Origin of the sequence: Caulobacter segnis, assembly GCF_029543125.1 — a bacterium.
GTDB classification, from domain to species: domain Bacteria; phylum Pseudomonadota; class Alphaproteobacteria; order Caulobacterales; family Caulobacteraceae; genus Caulobacter; species Caulobacter segnis_D.
In genome coordinates this window covers 249,421-267,112 of record NZ_JARQWW010000002.1, presented here as the reverse complement: position 1 = coordinate 267,112, position 17,692 = coordinate 249,421, and the positions used below count along the sequence as shown (strand labels likewise).

General features: G+C 67.2%; 18 protein-coding genes. 15 read left to right on the top strand and 3 right to left on the bottom strand.

The features are described 5' to 3' along the window. Positions 1-54: 54 nt before the first annotated feature. Together ahcY and P7B02_RS06055 are read left to right on the top strand one after the other, a co-directional pair. The gene (gene ahcY, locus P7B02_RS06060; protein ID WP_277785427.1) at positions 55-1,446 is read left to right on the top strand and encodes an adenosylhomocysteinase; all 1,392 of its coding nucleotides are present in this window, start codon (positions 55-57) and stop codon (positions 1,444-1,446) included. Between the two features lie 103 nt (positions 1,447-1,549). Next, entirely contained in the window at positions 1,550-2,680 is a 1,131-nt protein-coding gene (locus P7B02_RS06055) for a serine hydrolase domain-containing protein (protein ID WP_277785426.1), read from the top strand. Here P7B02_RS06055 and rarD read toward each other — a convergent pair. Continuing rightward, positions 2,665-3,573, bottom strand: coding sequence for an EamA family transporter RarD (gene rarD / locus P7B02_RS06050; protein WP_277785425.1), 909 nt, complete (start codon positions 3,571-3,573; stop codon positions 2,665-2,667). The two genes, P7B02_RS06055 and rarD, sit on opposite strands and share 16 nt — an antisense overlap. Positions 3,574-3,671: 98 nt before the next feature. Further along, the gene (locus tag P7B02_RS06045; RefSeq protein WP_277785424.1) at positions 3,672-4,700 is read right to left on the bottom strand and encodes an aspartate-semialdehyde dehydrogenase; all 1,029 of its coding nucleotides are present in this window, start codon (positions 4,698-4,700) and stop codon (positions 3,672-3,674) included. A 411-nt stretch (positions 4,701-5,111) separates the two neighbouring features. On the opposite strand from P7B02_RS06045, the gene coxB reads away from it, so the two are divergent. The 12 genes from coxB (at position 5,112) to P7B02_RS05985 (ending at position 16,506) form a co-directional block, all read left to right on the top strand. Beyond that, positions 5,112-6,038, top strand: coding sequence for a cytochrome c oxidase subunit II (gene coxB / locus P7B02_RS06040; RefSeq protein ID WP_277785423.1), 927 nt, complete (start codon positions 5,112-5,114; stop codon positions 6,036-6,038). Positions 6,039-6,057: 19 nt separating this feature from the next. After that, positions 6,058-7,713 carry a cytochrome c oxidase subunit I gene (gene ctaD / locus P7B02_RS06035; protein ID WP_277785422.1) on the top strand — a complete coding sequence of 552 codons (1,656 nt, stop codon included), beginning with the start codon at positions 6,058-6,060 and terminating at the stop codon, positions 7,711-7,713. A gap of 78 nt (positions 7,714-7,791) precedes the next feature. Next, on the top strand, positions 7,792-8,784 hold the full coding sequence (gene cyoE, locus P7B02_RS06030) for a heme o synthase (RefSeq protein WP_277785421.1): 993 nt from the start codon (positions 7,792-7,794) through the stop codon (positions 8,782-8,784). Next, entirely contained in the window at positions 8,781-8,939 is a 159-nt protein-coding gene (locus P7B02_RS06025; protein WP_277785420.1) for a hypothetical protein, read from the top strand. The genes cyoE and P7B02_RS06025 overlap by 4 nt, the downstream gene beginning before the upstream one ends. After that, the gene (locus tag P7B02_RS06020; protein WP_277785419.1) at positions 8,920-9,507 is read left to right on the top strand and encodes a cytochrome c oxidase assembly protein; all 588 of its coding nucleotides are present in this window, start codon (positions 8,920-8,922) and stop codon (positions 9,505-9,507) included. Before P7B02_RS06025 ends, P7B02_RS06020 begins: the two co-directional genes overlap by 20 nt. Positions 9,508-9,580: 73 nt before the next feature. Beyond that, positions 9,581-10,444, top strand: coding sequence for a cytochrome c oxidase subunit 3 (locus P7B02_RS06015; RefSeq protein ID WP_277785418.1), 864 nt, complete (start codon positions 9,581-9,583; stop codon positions 10,442-10,444). Positions 10,445-10,510: 66 nt separating this feature from the next. Next, positions 10,511-10,810, top strand: coding sequence for a DUF983 domain-containing protein (locus tag P7B02_RS06010; protein ID WP_347276639.1), 300 nt, complete (start codon positions 10,511-10,513; stop codon positions 10,808-10,810). Positions 10,811-10,814: 4 nt separating this feature from the next. Continuing rightward, positions 10,815-11,510: an SURF1 family protein gene (locus P7B02_RS06005; RefSeq protein WP_277785416.1), complete on the top strand. Its 696-nt coding sequence runs from the start codon at positions 10,815-10,817 to the stop codon at positions 11,508-11,510. Then, a complete protein-coding gene (gene thrC / locus P7B02_RS06000; RefSeq protein WP_277785415.1) occupies positions 11,510-12,913 on the top strand; it encodes a threonine synthase in 1,404 nt (467 codons plus the stop codon). The genes P7B02_RS06005 and thrC overlap by 1 nt, the downstream gene beginning before the upstream one ends. Continuing rightward, on the top strand, positions 12,910-14,178 hold the full coding sequence (locus tag P7B02_RS05995) for a M16 family metallopeptidase (RefSeq protein ID WP_277785414.1): 1,269 nt from the start codon (positions 12,910-12,912) through the stop codon (positions 14,176-14,178). The genes thrC and P7B02_RS05995 overlap by 4 nt, the downstream gene beginning before the upstream one ends. A gap of 24 nt (positions 14,179-14,202) precedes the next feature. Next, the gene (locus P7B02_RS05990; RefSeq protein WP_277785413.1) at positions 14,203-14,811 is read left to right on the top strand and encodes a GNAT family N-acetyltransferase; all 609 of its coding nucleotides are present in this window, start codon (positions 14,203-14,205) and stop codon (positions 14,809-14,811) included. 24 nt (positions 14,812-14,835) lie between these two features. Beyond that, on the top strand, positions 14,836-16,506 hold the full coding sequence (locus P7B02_RS05985) for a putative bifunctional diguanylate cyclase/phosphodiesterase (RefSeq protein ID WP_277785412.1): 1,671 nt from the start codon (positions 14,836-14,838) through the stop codon (positions 16,504-16,506). Here P7B02_RS05985 and P7B02_RS05980 read toward each other — a convergent pair. Further along, the gene (locus P7B02_RS05980; protein ID WP_277785411.1) at positions 16,503-17,072 is read right to left on the bottom strand and encodes a YqgE/AlgH family protein; all 570 of its coding nucleotides are present in this window, start codon (positions 17,070-17,072) and stop codon (positions 16,503-16,505) included. The genes P7B02_RS05985 and P7B02_RS05980 overlap by 4 nt on opposite strands. A gap of 119 nt (positions 17,073-17,191) precedes the next feature. On the opposite strand from P7B02_RS05980, the gene P7B02_RS05975 reads away from it, so the two are divergent. After that, the gene (locus P7B02_RS05975) at positions 17,192-17,674 is read left to right on the top strand and encodes a peroxiredoxin (protein WP_277785410.1); all 483 of its coding nucleotides are present in this window, start codon (positions 17,192-17,194) and stop codon (positions 17,672-17,674) included. The last annotated feature ends 18 nt before the right edge of the window (positions 17,675-17,692 follow it).

Sequence of the window (17,692 nt, the reverse complement as noted above, 5' to 3'; positions counted from 1 at the left end):
TGGCGCCGAACGGCTATACCCGCTGGTAAAGCCGATACGCCAAAGGAGCCTCCCGTGGCCGACTACATCATCCGTGACATCTCGCTCGCCCCGTGGGGCCGCAAGGAGATCGACATCGCCGAGACCGAAATGCCGGGCCTGATGTCGACCCGCGCCGAATACGGCAAGGCTCAGCCGCTGAAGGGCGCCCGCATCGCCGGCTCCCTGCACATGACCATCCAGACGGCCGTTCTGATCGAGACCTTGCAAGCCCTGGGCGCCGAAGTGCGCTGGGCGTCGTGCAACATCTTCTCGACCCAGGACCACGCCGCGGCCGCCATCGCAGCCACCGGCACTCCGGTGTTCGCCACCAAGGGTGAGACCCTGGTGGAGTACTGGGAGTACGCCCACAAGATCTTCGAATGGCATGACGGCGGCTATCCGAACCTGATCCTCGACGACGGCGGCGACGCCACCCTGCTGTGCGTGCTCGGCCCGAAGGCCGAGAAGGACCCGTCGGTCCTGAGCAATCCGCAAAACGAGGAAGAAGAAGCCCTTTTCGCTGTGATGAAGAAGTACCTGGCCGAAAAGCCGGGCTTCTATTCGGCCATCCGCGACGCCGTCACCGGCGTGTCGGAAGAGACCACCACGGGCGTTCACCGCCTGTACCAGATGGCCGCCAAGGGCGAGCTGCCGTTCCCGGCCATCAACGTCAATGACAGCGTCACCAAGTCGAAGTTCGACAACCTGTATGGCTGCCGTGAAAGCCTGGTGGACGCCATCCGCCGCGGCACCGACGTGATGCTGGCCGGCAAGGTCGCCGTGGTCTGCGGCTACGGCGACGTGGGCAAGGGCTCGGCCGCTTCGCTGCGCAACGGCGGCGCCCGCGTGATCGTAACCGAAATCGACCCGATCTGCGCCCTGCAGGCGGCGATGGAGGGCTATGAAGTCCTGACCATCGAAGACGCCCTGCCCGTGGCCGACATCTATGTCACCGCCACCGGCAACAAGGACGTCATCACCGTCGATCACATGCGGGCGATGAAGAACAACGCGATCGTCTGCAACATCGGCCACTTCGACAGCGAAATTCAGATCGCCGGCCTGCGCAACTTCAAGTGGGACGAGATCAAGCCGCAGGTCCACCATGTGGAGTTCCCGGGCGGCAACAAGATCATCGTGCTGTCGGAAGGCCGCCTGGTGAACCTGGGCAACGCCACGGGCCACCCGTCCTTCGTCATGTCGGCCTCGTTCACCAACCAGACCCTGGCCCAGATCGAGCTGTGGACCAACCGTTCGGCCTACAAGAACGACGTCTACACCCTGCCGAAGGTCCTGGATGAGAAGGTCGCCAAGCTGCACCTGGAGAAGCTGGGCGTGAAGCTCACGACCCCGACCAAGGAGCAGGCCGACTACATCAACGTGCCGGTCACCGGCCCGTTCAAGCCGGAGCACTACCGCTACTAAGCGGCGGCTTCAGCGACCGATCACAGCGGCGGGCGTCCCACGGGCGCCCGCCGTTTTCGTTTTGGGACTTGCCTCGGAAGGTTCGAGTCCGCACTTGAGCGGCATGACCGAATTCGCCGCCGATGGCCATTGCGCCGACCGTTTCTCGCCCGTGCGCGAGGCCTTCGAAGCCAACTTCAACGAGGGCAGGGAGCTCGGCGCGCGCTTCACCCTGATCGTGGACGGCGAGACGGTGGTCGACCTGTGGGGCGGCCACATGGATCGGGCGAAGTCGAAGGCCTTCACCGCCACGACCCTGACGCCGATCTTCTCGTCCACCAAGGCGGTGGCCAGCCTGATGATCGCCCGGCTGGTGGAGCAGGGACGTCTCGACTACGGCCAGACCGTCGCCAGCGTCTGGCCGGAGTTCGCCGAGGGCGGCAAGGACGCCGTGACCATCGAGCAGTTGCTGTCGCACCAGGCGGGCCTGTCGGGCTTTCCCGAACAGATGGACCCGACGCTCTGGTATGATCCGCCGGCCATCGCCGCCAAGCTGGCCGCCATGGCGCCGATCTGGGCGCCCGGAACTGCCAGCGGCTACCACCCCACCACCATCGGCTACATGACCGGCGAGATCTTCCGCGGCGTGGACGGCCGCAGCATGGGGACCGCCCTGCGCGAGGACATCGCCGGGCCGCTGGGCCTGGACATCTGGCTGGGCCTGCCGGACAGCGAGCATGAGCGCGTGGCGGATTTGCAGCGTCCCAGCGCCCTGCCCAAGTTCGGCGAGCTGAACGAGGCGGTGAAAGCCGCCTTCCTGACCCCCTGGGCCACGGCCAGCGGCAAGAGCGCGGCGGACTGGCGGCGGATCGAGATTCCGTCGGCCAACATGCACGCCACGTCCGAAGGTCTGGCGCGGTTGATGAGCGCCCTGGCCGGCGACGGCGAACTGGACGGCCGCACGATCCTGTCGCCGCGTGGGACCGCGGCCGCGAGCCGCGAGCGCATCCGCGGCCGCGACCTGGTTCTGCCGTTCGAGATCAGCTGGGGCGCGGGCTTCATGCGCAACGCGCCGAACTTCTTCTACGGCCCGACGGACGACGCTTTCGGCCATAGCGGCTGGGGCGGCTCGTGCGTATGGGCCGATCCGCAGCGCGGCGTGGCCGGCGCCTATGTCATGAACAAGCAGGGCGCGGACCTGATCGGGGATCCGCGCGCCGTGCGCCTGATCGAGGCGGCCTACGCCGCGCTCTGAGCCAGGCGCGCCCTCCGTCCCGCCTGCCAGGCGCCATAGGCGAACACCGCCACCCCGGCCCAGATGAAGCCAAAGGACAGGGCCCGCAGGGGCGTGAAGGCCTCGCCCAGGGCGACGCCGATCAGGAACTGGATGGTCGGGGCCAGGAACTGCAGGAAGCCCATGGTCGACAGGGGCATGCGCCGCGCGGCCCAGGCGAACAGGGCCAGGGGCGCGACCGTGGCCGGGCCGGCGGCCATGAGCAGCAGGGCGATGTTCCAGCCGCCGGTGAAGTGGCCGACGCCGGTCTTCTGCAGCCACAGCACGTAGAGCAGGCCGGGCAGGGCCAGATAGGCGCACTCGAAGAACAGGCCGGTCTGGGCGTCCACCGCCACCCGCTTGCGGATCACCGCATAGGCGCAGAAGGACATGGCCAGGCCGAGCGAGACGATGGGCAGGTGGCCGATGGCGATGGCCTGGACCACCACCCCGATCGCGGCCAGACCGATGGCGACCTTGCCGGGGCCGCTCATGCGCTCGCGGAACAGCAGGGCGCCGGCCGCCATGTTCATCAGCGGGTTGATATAATAGCCGAGGCTCGCCTCGATCACGTGGCCGGCGTTCACCGCCAGGACATAGACCGTCCAGTTGATGAAGATCGCCAGGGTCGAGGCCGCCAGCCAGGCCATGATCTTCAGGTCGCCGAGGACCCGCTTCACCTCGCCGGCCTGGCGGGCCAGCAGGACGAGACCGCCCGCCCAGATCACGGCCCAGACGGTGCGATGGGCGATCATCTCGAACGAGCTGACGCCGAACAGGCTGACCACATGGAAGTAGAGGGGCAGGAAGCCCCACAGCAGGTAGCAGACAACCCCCGCCGTGATCGCGGAGCGCTGGTTCGTTTCGGCGGCCATTCAAATCCCCGTGCGAAGGCCAAAGAAAAAGCGGGCGGCGAACTGGTCGCCACCCGCTTCTTGTGAAGGTCGGTCACGAAGACCGGGTGACATCGTTCCTAGGCGAGCGCCTTCTGCTTCAGCCAGCCGCGCTCGTGCAGAAGCTGTGCGATCTGCACGGCGTTGAGAGCGGCGCCCTTGCGCAGGTTGTCGGACACGCACCACAGATTGATGGTGTTGGCCTGGGTCGGGTCGTTGCGGATGCGCGAGATATAGACCGGGAACTCGCCCTGGCTTTCCTTCGGCGTGATGTAGCCGCCGTCCTCGCGCTTATCGACGACGATGACGCCCTCGGCTTCACGCAGGATGTCGCGGGCCTCGTCCTCGTCCAGCGGGCTTTCGAACTCGATGTTCACGGCCTCGGAGTGGCCGACGAACACCGGCACGCGCACGCAGGTCGCGGTCAGCTGGATGGCCGGGTCCAGGATCTTCTGGGTCTCGACCGCCATTTTCCACTCTTCCTTCGTCTGCCCGTCGTCCAGGAAGACGTCGATGTGCGGGATGACGTTGAAGGCGATCTGCTTGGTGAACTTCTTCGGTTCGGACGCGCCCAGGACGAAGACCTGCTTGGTCTGCTCCCACAGCTCGTCCATGCCTTCCTTGCCCGCGCCGGAGACCGACTGGTAGGTCGACACCACCACGCGCTTGATCTTGGCGCGGTCATGCAGCGGCTTCAGGGCCACCACCAGCTGCGCGGTCGAGCAGTTGGGGTTGGCGATGATGTTCTTCGGCGCGTCGGCGGCGGCCTCGGGGTTCACCTCGGGCACGACCAGCGGGACCTTGGGGTCCATGCGGAAGTGACTGGAGTTGTCGATCACGATCGGACCGGCCGCGCCGATCTTCTCGCCCCAGGCCTTGGACACGGAGCCGCCGGCGCTCATCAGCACCAGGTCGACCTTGGTGAAGTCGAACTGCTCCACGTCCTCGCAGGCGACCACGCCGTCTTTCCAGCCGACCTCGACGCCAATGGATTTTCGCGACGCGAGCGCATGCATCTTGTCCACGGGGAAGTTGACTTCCTCGAGGATGTTCAACATTTCGCGGCCCACATTGCCCGTGGCGCCGACGACGGCGACCCGGTAACCCATGGCGATCTCCTTCGACAAAAATACCCCCAGTACGGGGAGCGAACCCGTTACGCCTCATGCTGACGGCGCGCAAGGCGAGGCTTTCTTACAGGGGGCTCAGGAAAGCGCCGGGCGAGCCCTTGATCCACCGGAATGCGGGGCGGCGGCTGAGGCCCCATGGTCACATGACGAGAAGAACGCCGTGCGACGAAGCCCTGTTTCGCCGCCGCGGAGCGACTCCATGACGCTTGTAGGGACTTTGCGGCGTCAGACGCCTTGGCAAGGCTGGACGATACGCGTATGCACCCGCCAAGGCGAAAAGGGGGCCGCGCATTCGCTCGCGCTCATTCCTGACGCCTCAAGATGAGTTGCCGACCACGATCCGGCCCTGAAAACGGGGCGTTTCGGGCGGCGAAACGGGCCGTGAGGGACATGAAGGCGCAACTTTTGGGTATGCGGCGGATGATGGCGGGTCTGGCCGCGTTCGCAGCGACGACGTTGGTCGGCGCATCGGCGCTCGCCGAGGATCTGATGGGGCAGCCGACCCCGAAGGGCATCGCGCTGCAGCCGGCGGCCTCGCCGCTGAAGCACCACGCGCACTTCTTCCACGACGCGATCCTGCTGCCGATCATCACGATCATCACGCTGTTCGTGCTCGGCCTGCTGATCTGGATCGTGGTGCGCTACAACAAGCGCGCCAATCCGGTGCCGGCCAAGTTCAGCCACAACACGGTCATCGAGATCGTCTGGACCGTGGTTCCGGTCCTGATCCTGATGTTCATCGCGATCTTCTCGTTCCGGCTGCTGTTCGATTACCACAACATGCCGAAGCCCTACATGACCGTGAAGGCCACCGGCTATCAGTGGTACTGGGGTTATGAGTACCCCGACCAGGAGATCGCCGAGATCACCTCGACGATGCTGCCGGAAGCCGAGTCCAAGGCCCGCGGCGTTCCGTTCCGCCTCGCGGCCACGGAGCCGATGGTGGTTCCGGTCAATCAGGTCGTGCGCGTCCAGGTGACCGCCGCCGACGTGATCCACGCCTTCGCCCTGCCGGCCTTCGGCCTGAAAACCGACGCCATTCCGGGCCGCCTGAACGAAACCTGGTTCAAGGCTGAGAAGACCGGCACGTTCTACGGCCAGTGCTCGGAGCTGTGCGGCGTCGACCACGCCTTCATGCCGATCGAGATCAAGGTCGTCACCCAGGCCGAGTTCGACGCCTGGGTCGCCCAGAAGGCTCCGCCGGCTCCGGCCCCGGCAGCGGCTCCCGCCGCCGCTCCGGCCGCGACCGACGCCGCGGCTCCGGCCGCCGAAACCACTCCCGCTCCGGCCGCGGCTCCCGCCGCGCCGGCGGCTTAAGTTCGCAGGATAGAGTCCGATGGCTCACGCCGCAGACCACGCACACGATCACGACGCCGATCACAAGCCGGGCTTCTTCGCCCGCTGGTTCTTCTCCACGAACCACAAGGACATCGGCACCCTCTACATCCTGTTCGCCATCATGGCGGGCATCGTCGGCGGCGCCCTGTCGGGCCTGATCCGCTGGGAACTGGCCGAGCCGGGCATCCAGGTGTTCTCCGACACCGGCCTGCTGGCCCAACTGGGCGTCTTCAAGGGCAAGCACGGCTATAACGCCGTGGTCACCGCCCACGCCCTGATCATGATCTTCTTCATGGTCATGCCCGCGATGATCGGCGGCTTCGGCAACTGGTTCGTTCCGATCATGATCGGCGCGCCGGACATGGCCTTCCCGCGGATGAACAACATCTCGTTCTGGCTGCTGGTGGCCGCGTGGGTGCTGCTCTGCACCTCGATGTTCGTCGACGGCGGTCCCGGCCAAGGCTTCGGCGGCGGCTGGACGATCTATCCGCCGCTGTCCACGTCCGGCCACACCGGCCCGGCCATGGACCTGGCGATCTTCTCGCTGCACGTGGCGGGCGCCAGCTCGATCCTGGGCGCGATCAACTTCATCACCACGATCTTCAACATGCGCGCGCCGGGCATGACCCTGCACCGCATGCCGCTGTTCGCCTGGTCGGTGCTGATCACCGCCTTCCTGCTGCTGCTGTCGCTGCCCGTCCTGGCCGGCGCCATCACCATGCTGCTGACGGACCGTAACTTCGGCACCCACTTCTTCGATCCGACCGCCGGCGGCGACCCGGTCATGTTCCAGCACCTGTTCTGGTTCTTCGGTCACCCGGAAGTGTACATCCTGATCCTGCCCGGGTTCGGCATCATCAGCCACATCGTGTCGACCTTCAGCCGCAAGCCGGTCTTCGGCTACCTCGCCATGGCCTACGCCATGGTGGCCATCGGCTTCGTCGGCTTCATCGTGTGGGCTCACCACATGTACACCGTCGGCATGAGCATCAACCTGCGCGCCTACTTCGTGGCCGCCACGATGATCATCGCCGTTCCGACGGGCGTGAAGATCTTCTCCTGGATCGCCACCATGTGGGGCGGCTCCATCAGCTTCAAGACGCCCATGCTGTGGGCGATCGGCTTCATCTTCCTGTTCACGGTCGGCGGCGTGACCGGCGTGGTCCTGTCCAACGCGGGCATCGACTACAGCCTGCACGACACCTACTACGTGGTGGCGCACTTCCACTACGTGCTGTCGCTGGGCGCCGTGTTCGCCATCTTCGCGGGCTTCTACTACTGGTTCGAGAAGATGTGGGGCGTGAAGTACAACGAGTTCCTCGGCGCGCTGCACTTCTGGGTGATGTTCGTCGGCGTGAACCTGATCTTCTTCCCGCAGCACTTCCTGGGCCTGCAAGGCATGCCGCGCCGCTACGTCGACTATCCGGACGCCTTCGCGTACTGGAACTGGGTCTCGTCGGTGGGCTACGCCATCACCCTGGTGGCCGTGGCGATCTTCCTGATCGTCCTGCTGGAGGCGGCCATCCGCCGCCGCAAGGCCGAGGCCAATCCGTGGGGCGAAGGCGCGACGACGCTGGAGTGGACCCTGTCCTCGCCGCCGCCGTTCCACCAGTTCAACGAACCTCCGGTGATCAAGGCCGACGGCCACCACTGATCGCCAGGTTTGGGGTAAAATCGGGGGCGCGGATCGGACGCAGGTCCGGCCGCGCCCTTCGGCTTATAAGACGCGATGATGAGCAAGCCCGCCGCCATTGAAACCGCCGAGGCCGCGCCCGCCAGCTGGCGCGATTACCTGCAGCTGATGAAGCCGCGGGTGATGAGTCTGGTGGTGTTCACCGCCCTGACCGGTGTGGTCGCCGCACGCGCCCACCTGCATCCCGTGCTGATGGCGGTGGCGGTGCTGTGCATCGCCGTGGGGGCCGGAGCGTCCGGCGCCCTGAACATGTGGTTCGACGCCGATATCGACGCCAAGATGCGCCGCACCCGGGCGCGGCCGGTGCCGGCCGGCAAGGTGGCGGGCGCCGAGGCCGCATCCCTGGGCGTGGTGCTCAGCCTGCTGTCGGTGATGCTGATGGGCATGGCGCTGAACTGGCTGGCCGCGGGGCTGCTGGCCTTCACCATTCTGTTCTACGCCGTGGTCTACACCATGTGGCTGAAGCGCTGGACGGTGCAGAACATCGTCATCGGCGGACTGGCCGGGGCGCTGCCGCCGGCCATCGGCTGGGCCGCCGCCACGGGCGAGGCGCCGCTGAACGCCTGGCTGATGGTGCTGATCATCTTCCTGTGGACCCCGCCGCATTTCTGGGCGCTGTCGCTCTACACCAAGCAGGACTACGCCAAGGCCGGCGTGCCCATGTTGCCCGTGGTGAAGGGCGCCAAGAACACGCGCCTGCAGATCCTGATCTATAGCCTGATCCTGATCCCGGTCTGCGTGGCCCCGGCGTTCACGGGCCTCGGCGGACTGCTGTACCTGGTGGTTTCGGTCCTCGGCGGTCTGGTGTTCCTGACCCTGGCGGGGCGCCTGTTCGCCAGCCGAGCCGGCGACGAGGCGGACGACCGCACGGGCGAGAACGGCGACCTGCTCTATGCGGTCCGCGCCGGCTCCAAGGATGCGCGCAACCTGTTCGCCTTCTCGATCCTGTACCTGTTCCTGCTGTTCGCGGCCATGCTGGTCGAGGCGGCGGCTGGTCTTTCCCCCATGCACTGGGTAATCAAGCTGTCATGACCGAGCCGCAGAAAACCCAAAGCAAGGAAGCCGCCGACAAGGCGCGCCGTGGCCGCAACGTGGCCCTGGCCCTGGGCCTGGTCGCCTTCGTCATCCTGGTCTTCGTGGTGACCATCGTGCGGCTGGGAGGCAACATTGTCGACCGGCCGCTCTGAGCTGACGCCGCAACAGAAGCGCAACCGCCGCGTCGCGCTGATCTGCGCCGCGGGTTTCTTCGGCATGGTGGGCGCGGCCTACGCGGCCGTGCCGCTCTACAAGATGTTTTGCCAGGTGACCGGATTCGACGGCACCGTGCGCAAGGCTGAGGCCGCGCCGGGCAAGATCCTGGACCAGAAGGTCACCATCCGCTTCGACGCCAATGTCCGCACCCTGCCGTGGGATTTCAGCACCGAGCAGGTGAGCCAGGAAATCAATATCGGGGCGACCGGGCTGGCCTTCTTCAAGGTCACCAACAACGGCGACAAGCCCATGACCGGCCGTGCGGCGTACAACGTCGTGCCCGAGCAGGCCGGTCCGTATTTCCAGAAGCTGGAGTGCTTCTGCTTCAACGATCAGACTATCCAGCCCGGCCAGACGGTCGAGTTCCCGGTGGTCTATTTCGTAGACCCCCGCTACGCCGAAGACTTCGAAACGAAGGGCAAGGAGGAGATCACCCTCTCCTACACGTTCTTCCCGTCCACGAAGGTTGCGGAAAGCGGTGCTTCGGCCTCTGGCGGAAGCTGACAACGGACGTTATAGCACGAACGATTTTCAAGGTCGGGCCCGCCCGACCGGGGGACAAAAGGGTTAGGCGAACATGGCATCTGGCGCCGTAAAACACGACTATCACATTCTTCCGCCCAGCCCGTGGCCGTTCGTCGGCTCGGCCGCGGCCACCGTTCTGGCCATCGGCGCCGTCATCTGGATGAAGGGCGGCGTGTTCGGTCTGGAGAAGGGCACCTGGTGGGTGTTCGCTCTCGGCCTGCTCGGCATCATCTACACGATGATCGGCTGGTGGGGCGACATCATCAAGGAAGGCAACGCCGGCGACCACACGCCGGTCGTGTCGATCGGCCTGCGCTACGGCATGATCCTGTTCATCGCCTCGGAAGTGATGTTCTTCGTGGCGTGGTTCTGGATGTTCTTCGAGATGGTGCTCTTCCATGAGCACCGGACCCTGTCCGCCTACGAGGAAGTAAAGACGGCCTGGGCCCAGTGGCCGCCGGCCGGCGTCGAGACCGTCTCGGCCTGGCGACTGCCGCTGGTCAACACCCTGACCCTGCTGCTGTCCGGCACCACCGTGACCTGGGCGCACCACGCGATCATCCAGAACGACCGCAAGGGCGCCAAGCTGGCTCTGATCCTGACCATCGCGCTCGGCCTGCTGTTCAGCGCGATCCAGTTCTACGAATACGCCCACATCAACCACGAGCACCTGTTCTACTCGGAAGCCGCCGCCAACTCGGGCCTGTACGGTTCGACCTTCTTCTTGGCCACCGGCTTCCACGGCGCTCACGTGATCATCGGCACGATCTTCCTGATCGTCTGCCTGATCCGCCTGATGCGCGGCGCCTTCACCCCGGAGCGTCACTTCGGCTTCGAAGCGGCCGCCTGGTACTGGCACTTCGTGGACGTGGTCTGGCTCTTCCTGTTCGCCTTCGTCTACGTCGTCTTCGGCTAGATGGCTGGGCCGGCGAACCCCTACCTGTCAGGGCTCGCCGGCCGCTGCCCGAACTGCGGCGAAGGAATGCTCTTCGAGGGCTTCCTTCGCATCAGCCCAGCCTGCGAGGCTTGCGGCTACGATCTCTCCAAGGCCGACAGCGGCGATGGCCCCGCGGTCTTCATCATCCTCATCGCCGGCTTCCTGGTCTGCTTCGCGGCCCTGTTCGTGGAGTTCACGCTCCATCCGCCGATCTGGGTGCACCTCGTCCTCTGGCTTCCGCTGATCACCTTCGTGTCGGTCGGCCTGCTGCGCCCGATGAAGGGGCTGATGGTCGCCGCCCAGGTGGCCAACCGCGCGTCCGAAGCCGGACGCCGCGACGTCTGATCCCATGACCGTTCAATCCGACCGCCGGTTCCCCATCGGCCTGACCGTCGCCACGGCGATCAGCCTGGCGATCCTCTGCGGCCTCGGGGCCTGGCAGATGCAGCGGCTGGCGTGGAAGCAGGACCTGCTGACCCGCATCGCCGCCCTGCAGGGGGCGGCCGCCACGCCGTGGACCCCGAAGTCGGCGGAGTTCACCCGGGTCACCCTGACGTGCCCGGGCCTGGCCAAGGCGCCCTTCGTCCAGCTCTACGCAATCCGCGACGGCAAGGCGGGGGAGCGGATCATCTCCGCCTGTCCCACGCCGCAAGGCACGGTTCTGATCGACCGCGGCTTCGTGGCCGACACCATCTCCGCGCGTCCGCCGGTGGACGCCGCCGACCGCACGCCGGTCGCGGTCATCGGCGTGCTGCGGGCCGGGGACGCCCGCAGCTTCGTCACCCCGCCGGATCAGCCGCAGAAGGGCCAGTTCTTCGCCCGCGACGCCGCCGCCATCGGCGCCGGCTTGAACGTGTCGAACCCTGCTCCGCTGTTCCTGATGGCCGAGACCTCCACCAATCCGGAATGGGCGGCGCTGGAGCCCGCGCCCCTGCCGGCGGAGATCTCCAACCGTCACCTGGAGTACGCCCTGACCTGGTTCGGCCTTGCCGCGACCCTGGCCTGCGTCTATGCCGCCATGCTCTGGCGCAGGCGAAGAGACTGATGAAGTACATCTCCACCCGGGGGGAGGCCCCCGCGATCGGTTTCCTGGATGCGGTTCTGTCCGGCCTCGCGCCCGACGGCGGTCTTTATGTTCCCGAAACGTGGCCCAGCTTCACCGCCGACGAGATCGCCGCCTTCGCCGGCAAGCCCTATCACGAGGTCGCCACCGAGGTGCTGGCCCGCTTCGCCGGCGATGAGATCGCCCGTGAGGATCTGGCCGCCATCTGCCAGGAGGCCTACGCCAGCTTCGCCCACCCGGCGACCACGCCGCTGAAGCAGCTCGCGCCCGGCCTTTTCCTGCTGGAGCTGTTCCACGGCCCGACCCTGGCGTTCAAGGACGTGGCGATGCAGCTGCTGGGGCGGCTGTACGATCACATCCTGTCGACCCGCAACCGCAACCTGACCATCGTCTGCGCCACCTCCGGCGACACCGGCGGCGCGGCGGTCGAGGCCTTCCGCGGCCGGACCAATGTGAAGATCGTCGCCATGTTCCCGGACGGCCGGATCAGCGAGGTCCAGCGCCGGTTCATGACCACGGTCGAGGACGCCAATGTCCAGTGCCTGTCCGTGGGCGGCACCTTCGATGACTGCCAGGCGATCCTGAAGGGGATGTTCGCCGACGGCCAGTTCGCGCAAGCCGTGGACTTGTCGGCGGTCAATTCGATCAACTGGGCCCGGGTCGCGGCGCAGAGCGTCTATTACTTCACCGCCGCCGTCGCCCTGGGCGCGCCGCTGCGTGAGGTGGCCTTCGCCATCCCGACCGGCAACTTCGGCGACGCCTATGCCGGCTATGTGGCCAGCAAGCTGGGTCTGCCGATCCGCAGCCTGACGGCCGCCACCAACGCCAACGACATCGTCGCCCGCGCGATCGAGGACGGGAAGTACGAGCGTGGCCAAGTGGCCGCCACCTCGTCTCCGGCCATGGACATCCAGGTCTCGTCCAATTTCGAGCGTCTGTATTTCGAAGCCGTCGGCCGTGACGGCGTCGAGACCGGCCGTGCGTTCCGCGCCTTCGCCGGAGCCGGCGCCCTGGACATTCCGCCGTCGGCCCTGGCCGCCATCCGCGAGATCTTCCGCGGCCGCGCGGTGAGCGAGGCGGAGACCGCCCGCACCATGGTTTCGACCCTGAACGAGACGGGCGAGATGATCGATCCGCACACGGCGGTCGGCGTCACCGCCGCGCAGGCCGCCCTGGCGGCGGGCGGGGTCGATGCGCCGCTGGTGGTTCTGTCCACCGCTCATCCGGCCAAGTTCCCGGAAGCCGTCCTTGCGGCCTGCGGCCTAGATGCGCCGGCCCCGCGCGGAGCCGGCGACCTGTTCCAGCGTCCGGAGCGCTTTGAGAGCGTGGCCGCCGACGCCGAAGCGGTGAAGGCCCGCGTGCGCGCCTTCGCGAGAGCCGAGTGACGACGCCGAAAGTCCACACCCTGCCCAACGGGGTGCGGGTCGTCTGCGACCGCATGCCGGGCCTGGAGACGGTCGCCCTGTCGGTCGTCGCCGGCCGGGGCGCTCGGTTCGAGGACAAGGCCCGCTCCGGCTGGTCGCACCTGCTGGAGCACATGGTGTTCAAGGGCGCGGGCGCCCGCTCTGCCCGCGACATCGTCGAAGTCATCGAGAACGAGGGCGGCAATCTGAACGCCGCCACCGGCTATGAACGCACCAGCTTCCAGGTCCGCGCCCTGAAGGGCGGGATGGATCTGGGCATGGCGGTGGTGGCCGACCTGCTGCTGCGCCCGACCCTCGACGCCGAGGATCTCGAGAAGGAAAAGCAGGTCATCGGCCAGGAGATCGCCGAGGCGGCGGACACGCCCGACGATCTGGTCTTCGATCTGGTGCAGGGCGCGGCCTGGGGCGACACTGGCCTTGGCCGGCCGATCCTGGGCACGGACGCCTCGCTGGCGCCGGCCACGCCATCGGCCGTGAGCGAATGGCGCGCCGCGCTCTACGCCGCTGACGCCCTGGTGGTCAGCGCCGCCGGCGCGGCGGACGAAGCCGAACTGTTGAACCTGGCCGAACGCGAGTTTGGCGGCATGCCGAACACGGCGGGCGCCCCGGTGACCGCCACACCGACCTTCGAGGGCGGCCATATCGAGAACCCCAAGCGGCTGGAGCAGGCGCATCTGGTGCTGCTGCTGCCGGCTTTCGGCGCACGGGACCCGGACTATTTCGTGCTGCGCCTGTTCGCCGAGGTGCTGGGCGGCGGTATGTCCTCCCGCCTGTTCCAGGAGGTTCGCGAGAACCGGGGCCTCGCCTACGCCATCGACGCCTATGCCGACACCTATTCGGATGTTGGCGTGCTGGGGGTCTATGCCGGCTGCGCCGCCAAGGACGCGGCGGAGGCGGCCAAGGTCACGGCCGGCCAGATCGCCGATCTGGCGCAACGGATCGAACCCATCGAACTGTCGCGGGCGAAGGCGCAGTTGAAGGCGTCCATGTTCATGGGCCGCGAGCAGCCCCTGTCCCGCGCCGAGCAGGCGGCGGGCCAGACCCTACTGTTCGGCAAGACCCTGAGCGCGTCGGAGATCGGCGCCGCCATCGACGCGGTGGAGGCCGGCGACATCGCGCGGGTCGGCGCCCGTCTGCTAGGCTCTGGAAAGTGCGCCACCGCCGTGTTGGGCGCAAAGGGGGCCATGAAGGCCGGCCGCGCCTTCGAGGCCGGGCTGTTCGCCTGATCGAAGCAAGCTAGGGTCGCGTCCATGGGCATGCTCGACTGGCTTTCTCCGAAGAATGAGATCGTGCTGCAGGGGGAGGGCGTCACCCTGCGCACCCCGCGCCTGTCGGACCATGCGGAATGGGCCAGAGTGCGTGAGGCGTCCCGCGCCTTCCTTCAGCCCTGGGAGCCGACCTGGCCCGAGGATGACCTGACCCGCGCCGCCTTTCGCCGCCGCATCGAGGCCTACGACCGCGAACTGGCCGAGGGGCTGGGCGTGGCCTTGGCGATCCGCGAGACGCGCGAGAACCGTCTGGTCGGCCTGATCCGCATGCACAACATCCGCCGGGGCGTGGCCGACACCGCCTCCCTCGGCTACTGGATCGGCGAACCCTTCGCCCGCCGGGGCTATGGCCTGGCCGCCGTGCGGGCGGTCAGCGCCTTCGCGTTCGGGCCGTTCCGCCTTTCCAGGCTGGAGGCCCAGTGCCTACCCGACAACGCGCCGTCGCGCGGCCTGCTGCTGAAGGCCGGGTTTTCCGAGGAAGGCTACGCCCGCGCTTATCTGAAAATTAACGGCGAATGGCGAGACCATAGGTTGTTCGGGCTGGTCTCACGCGCGCGTGCGTCGGAAAGCCCGTACATTGCCGGAACCTAGAACGGGTTTTCGGCGGGGCTGTGCATGGCGCTGAAGCAAAACCTGAAACGGGGCTGGGAGGCCCCGGCCATGCTGGAGGCCCTGGGCGCCGCTGATGTGGCGCTGTGGGTCTGGGAGCCCGAAGCCGACCGCCTCCGCGTCAACGGACCCGCGCGCGCCCTGGGCCTTGGCCCGCTGGCGCCCGAGTGCGCCTCCGCCGCCATTCTCGCCCTCGCCATTCCGCAGGACCGCGCCCAGGTGGAGCGCATGCTGCGCACCCAGGCGCCTGGGACCGAGGTCATCGCCCGCGTCCGCATGCGCGGCGCCGAAAGCTGTCTCTGGCGCGGCGTCTGGCTTGAGGAGGGCGTCCGCGCCGCCGGCGTGGTTGCTCCGGAAACGAAATACACCGCTTCCCAGCATGATCACCTGACCGGTCTGCTGGATCGCTCCAGCTTCATCGCCCGGGCGCGGGATCGTCTGCAGTCGCCGGGCGAGTACGAAATGGTGGTCGCCGACCTCGACCGCCTGCGCCGCCTGAACGAGGCCCTGGGACATGAGCGCGCCGATCTGGTGCTCGCGGCTCTGGGCTCGCGTCTTGCTGCCGCCTTTCCCGCCGACGCGGTGATCGGCCGGATCGGCGAGGATGAGTTCGCCGTCCTGATCGAGGCCGTCAGCGGCCGCGAACCCGCCGAGATGCTGCGTCAGGCGGTGGAGCAGCCCCTGCGCGTGGTGGGCTTCGACATCTTCCCGACCCTGTCCCTGGGCGCCGTGTCGGCGGAGGGGGGCGAATACGCGCCCGAGGCCACCGAGCTGCTGCGCCGAGCCGAGCTGGCGGTCGAGGCGGCCCGCGTGGGCGGCCGGGGCGGGGCGGCGGCCTATGGCCGGGCCATGGAGTCCGACGGCCTCTCCAGATTGGCGCTCGAAGGAGACCTTCGCGGCGCGCTGGGCCGTGGCGAGATCATCCCATTCTTCCAGCCCGTGGTGCGTCTGTCCGACGGCGCTTTGGCTGGGTTCGAGGCCCTGGCCCGCTGGCGGCATCCCCGTCGCGGTTTCCTGCCGCCGGACGACTTCCTGCCGCTGGTCGAGGAGATGGGGCTGATGAGCGAACTGGGCGCCCACATGGTGCGCTCCGCCGCCGCCCAGCTTTCCGCCTGGCGCAGGACGCACCGGCAGGTCGAGGGCATGACGGTCAGCGTCAACCTCTCCACCGGCGAGATCGACCGCGCCAGCCTGATCGCCGAAGTCGCCTCGGTCATCAAGGAAAACGACCTGCCCGCCCAGGCGCTGAAGCTGGAGATCACCGAGAGTGAAGTGATGCGCGATCCCAAGCGCGCCGCCTCGGTCCTGAACGCCCTTCGCGACACGGGCGTGGGCCTGGCCCTGGACGACTTCGGCACCGGCTTCTCGTCCTTGTCGTACCTGTCGCAGCTGCCCGTCGATACGCTGAAGATCGACCGTTATTTCGTGCGGACCATGGCCGGCAATGAAGGTTCGGCGAAGATCGTCCGCTCAATCGTCCAGCTCGGACGCGACCTGAACCTGGAAGTGGTGGGCGAGGGCGTGGAGAACGCCGCCATGGCCGCAAAGCTTCTGGAGCTCGGCTGCGATTACGGTCAGGGCTTCGGCTACGCGCCGGCTTTGGCGCCGACGGAAGCCGAGGTCTATCTCAACGAGGCCTATCTGGACGGCGTCGCGCCGTTGCGCGCCTGGGCCTAGGCGCGGCCTGCCTGACCGGATAGCTGATCGGCGCTGATCCCAAGTTTCGCCAGGGCCTGCGACCACTTGTGTTCGTGGTCGGAGCCGAACAGCAGCTGCTCGTCCGGATCGCAGATCAGCCACACGTTCTCGCGCAGCTCCTGCTCCAGCTGACCGCCGTCCCAGCCGGCGTAGCCCAGAGCCATCATCGAACGGCGGGGCTTGGTGCGGTAGTCGGTCATGGCCTCCAGCACCGCGCGCGTGGCGGTCAGGCTGAGGTCGTCGGTGATGGCCACGCTGGCGCCCTCGGCTTCATAGTCGGCGGTGTGCAGGACAAAGCCGCGCTCGCGCTGCACGGGACCGCCCATCAGCACCAGATCGGCGGGGCCGTCTTCCGCCTTGGGCACACCCAGCTTCTCCAGCAGATCACTGACCATCAGGCCGTCCACCGGCCGGTTCACCGCCAAGCCCATGGCGGCGTCCTCGTCGTGCGAGCAGACGAACACCACGGCGCGCTCGAAACGCGGATCATCAATGCCAGGCATGGCGACCAGCAGCCGCCCCGTGAGAAATTCGCTTTCAGCCATAGGGAGAGGATCGGAACTGAAAGCGGCGGTTTCAAGCCCGGACGGTCAGATGCAGCTTGCGTCGCGATGCAGCGTCTCTATGTGCTCAGCTTCCAACCTATCCAAACCGGAGATCGGCCATGACCATCAAAGTCGGCGACAGCCTGCCCGCCGCCACCTTCATGACCACCTCGCCCGAGGGCCCCAAGCCGATCACCGGCGACGAGGTGTTCAAGGGCAAGACTGTGGCCCTGTTCGCCGTGCCCGGCGCCTTCACGCCGACCTGCTCGGCCAAGCATCTGCCGGGCTTCAAGGAGAAGGCCGCCGACCTGAAGGCCAAGGGCGTCGACGCCATCGCCTGCGTCTCGGTCAACGACGTCTTCGTGATGAAGGCCTGGGCCAAGGATCAGGAGGTCGGCGAGGACATCCTGATGCTGGCCGACGGCAATGGCGACTTCACCCGCACCATCGGCCTGGACTTCGACGGTTCGAAGTTCGGCATGGGCCCGCGTTCGCAGCGCTACTCCATGATCGTCAAGGACGGCGTGGTGCAGCAGCTGAACGTGGAAGAGGGCGGTGAATTCCGCGTCTCTTCCGCCGACTACATGCTCGGCCAGCTCTAAGGTCTACGGGTTGCGTGG

Coding starts and splice junctions, on each gene's coding strand:
- rarD (WP_277785425.1), bottom strand. CDS start 3,573: ATGGCCGCCGAAACGAACCAGCGCTCCGCGATCACGGCGGGGGTTGTC.
- P7B02_RS05985 (WP_277785412.1), top strand. CDS start 14,836: ATGGCGCTGAAGCAAAACCTGAAACGGGGCTGGGAGGCCCCGGCCATG.
- ctaD (WP_277785422.1), top strand. CDS start 6,058: ATGGCTCACGCCGCAGACCACGCACACGATCACGACGCCGATCACAAG.
- P7B02_RS05980 (WP_277785411.1), bottom strand. CDS start 17,072: ATGGCTGAAAGCGAATTTCTCACGGGGCGGCTGCTGGTCGCCATGCCT.
- P7B02_RS05975 (WP_277785410.1), top strand. CDS start 17,192: ATGACCATCAAAGTCGGCGACAGCCTGCCCGCCGCCACCTTCATGACC.
- P7B02_RS06055 (WP_277785426.1), top strand. CDS start 1,550: ATGACCGAATTCGCCGCCGATGGCCATTGCGCCGACCGTTTCTCGCCC.
- P7B02_RS05990 (WP_277785413.1), top strand. CDS start 14,203: ATGGGCATGCTCGACTGGCTTTCTCCGAAGAATGAGATCGTGCTGCAG.
- P7B02_RS06045 (WP_277785424.1), bottom strand. CDS start 4,700: ATGGGTTACCGGGTCGCCGTCGTCGGCGCCACGGGCAATGTGGGCCGC.
- P7B02_RS06010 (WP_347276639.1), top strand. CDS start 10,511: ATGCTCTTCGAGGGCTTCCTTCGCATCAGCCCAGCCTGCGAGGCTTGC.
- P7B02_RS06005 (WP_277785416.1), top strand. CDS start 10,815: ATGACCGTTCAATCCGACCGCCGGTTCCCCATCGGCCTGACCGTCGCC.
- thrC (WP_277785415.1), top strand. CDS start 11,510: ATGAAGTACATCTCCACCCGGGGGGAGGCCCCCGCGATCGGTTTCCTG.
- P7B02_RS06015 (WP_277785418.1), top strand. CDS start 9,581: ATGGCATCTGGCGCCGTAAAACACGACTATCACATTCTTCCGCCCAGC.
- cyoE (WP_277785421.1), top strand. CDS start 7,792: ATGAGCAAGCCCGCCGCCATTGAAACCGCCGAGGCCGCGCCCGCCAGC.
- P7B02_RS06025 (WP_277785420.1), top strand. CDS start 8,781: ATGACCGAGCCGCAGAAAACCCAAAGCAAGGAAGCCGCCGACAAGGCG.
- coxB (WP_277785423.1), top strand. CDS start 5,112: ATGAAGGCGCAACTTTTGGGTATGCGGCGGATGATGGCGGGTCTGGCC.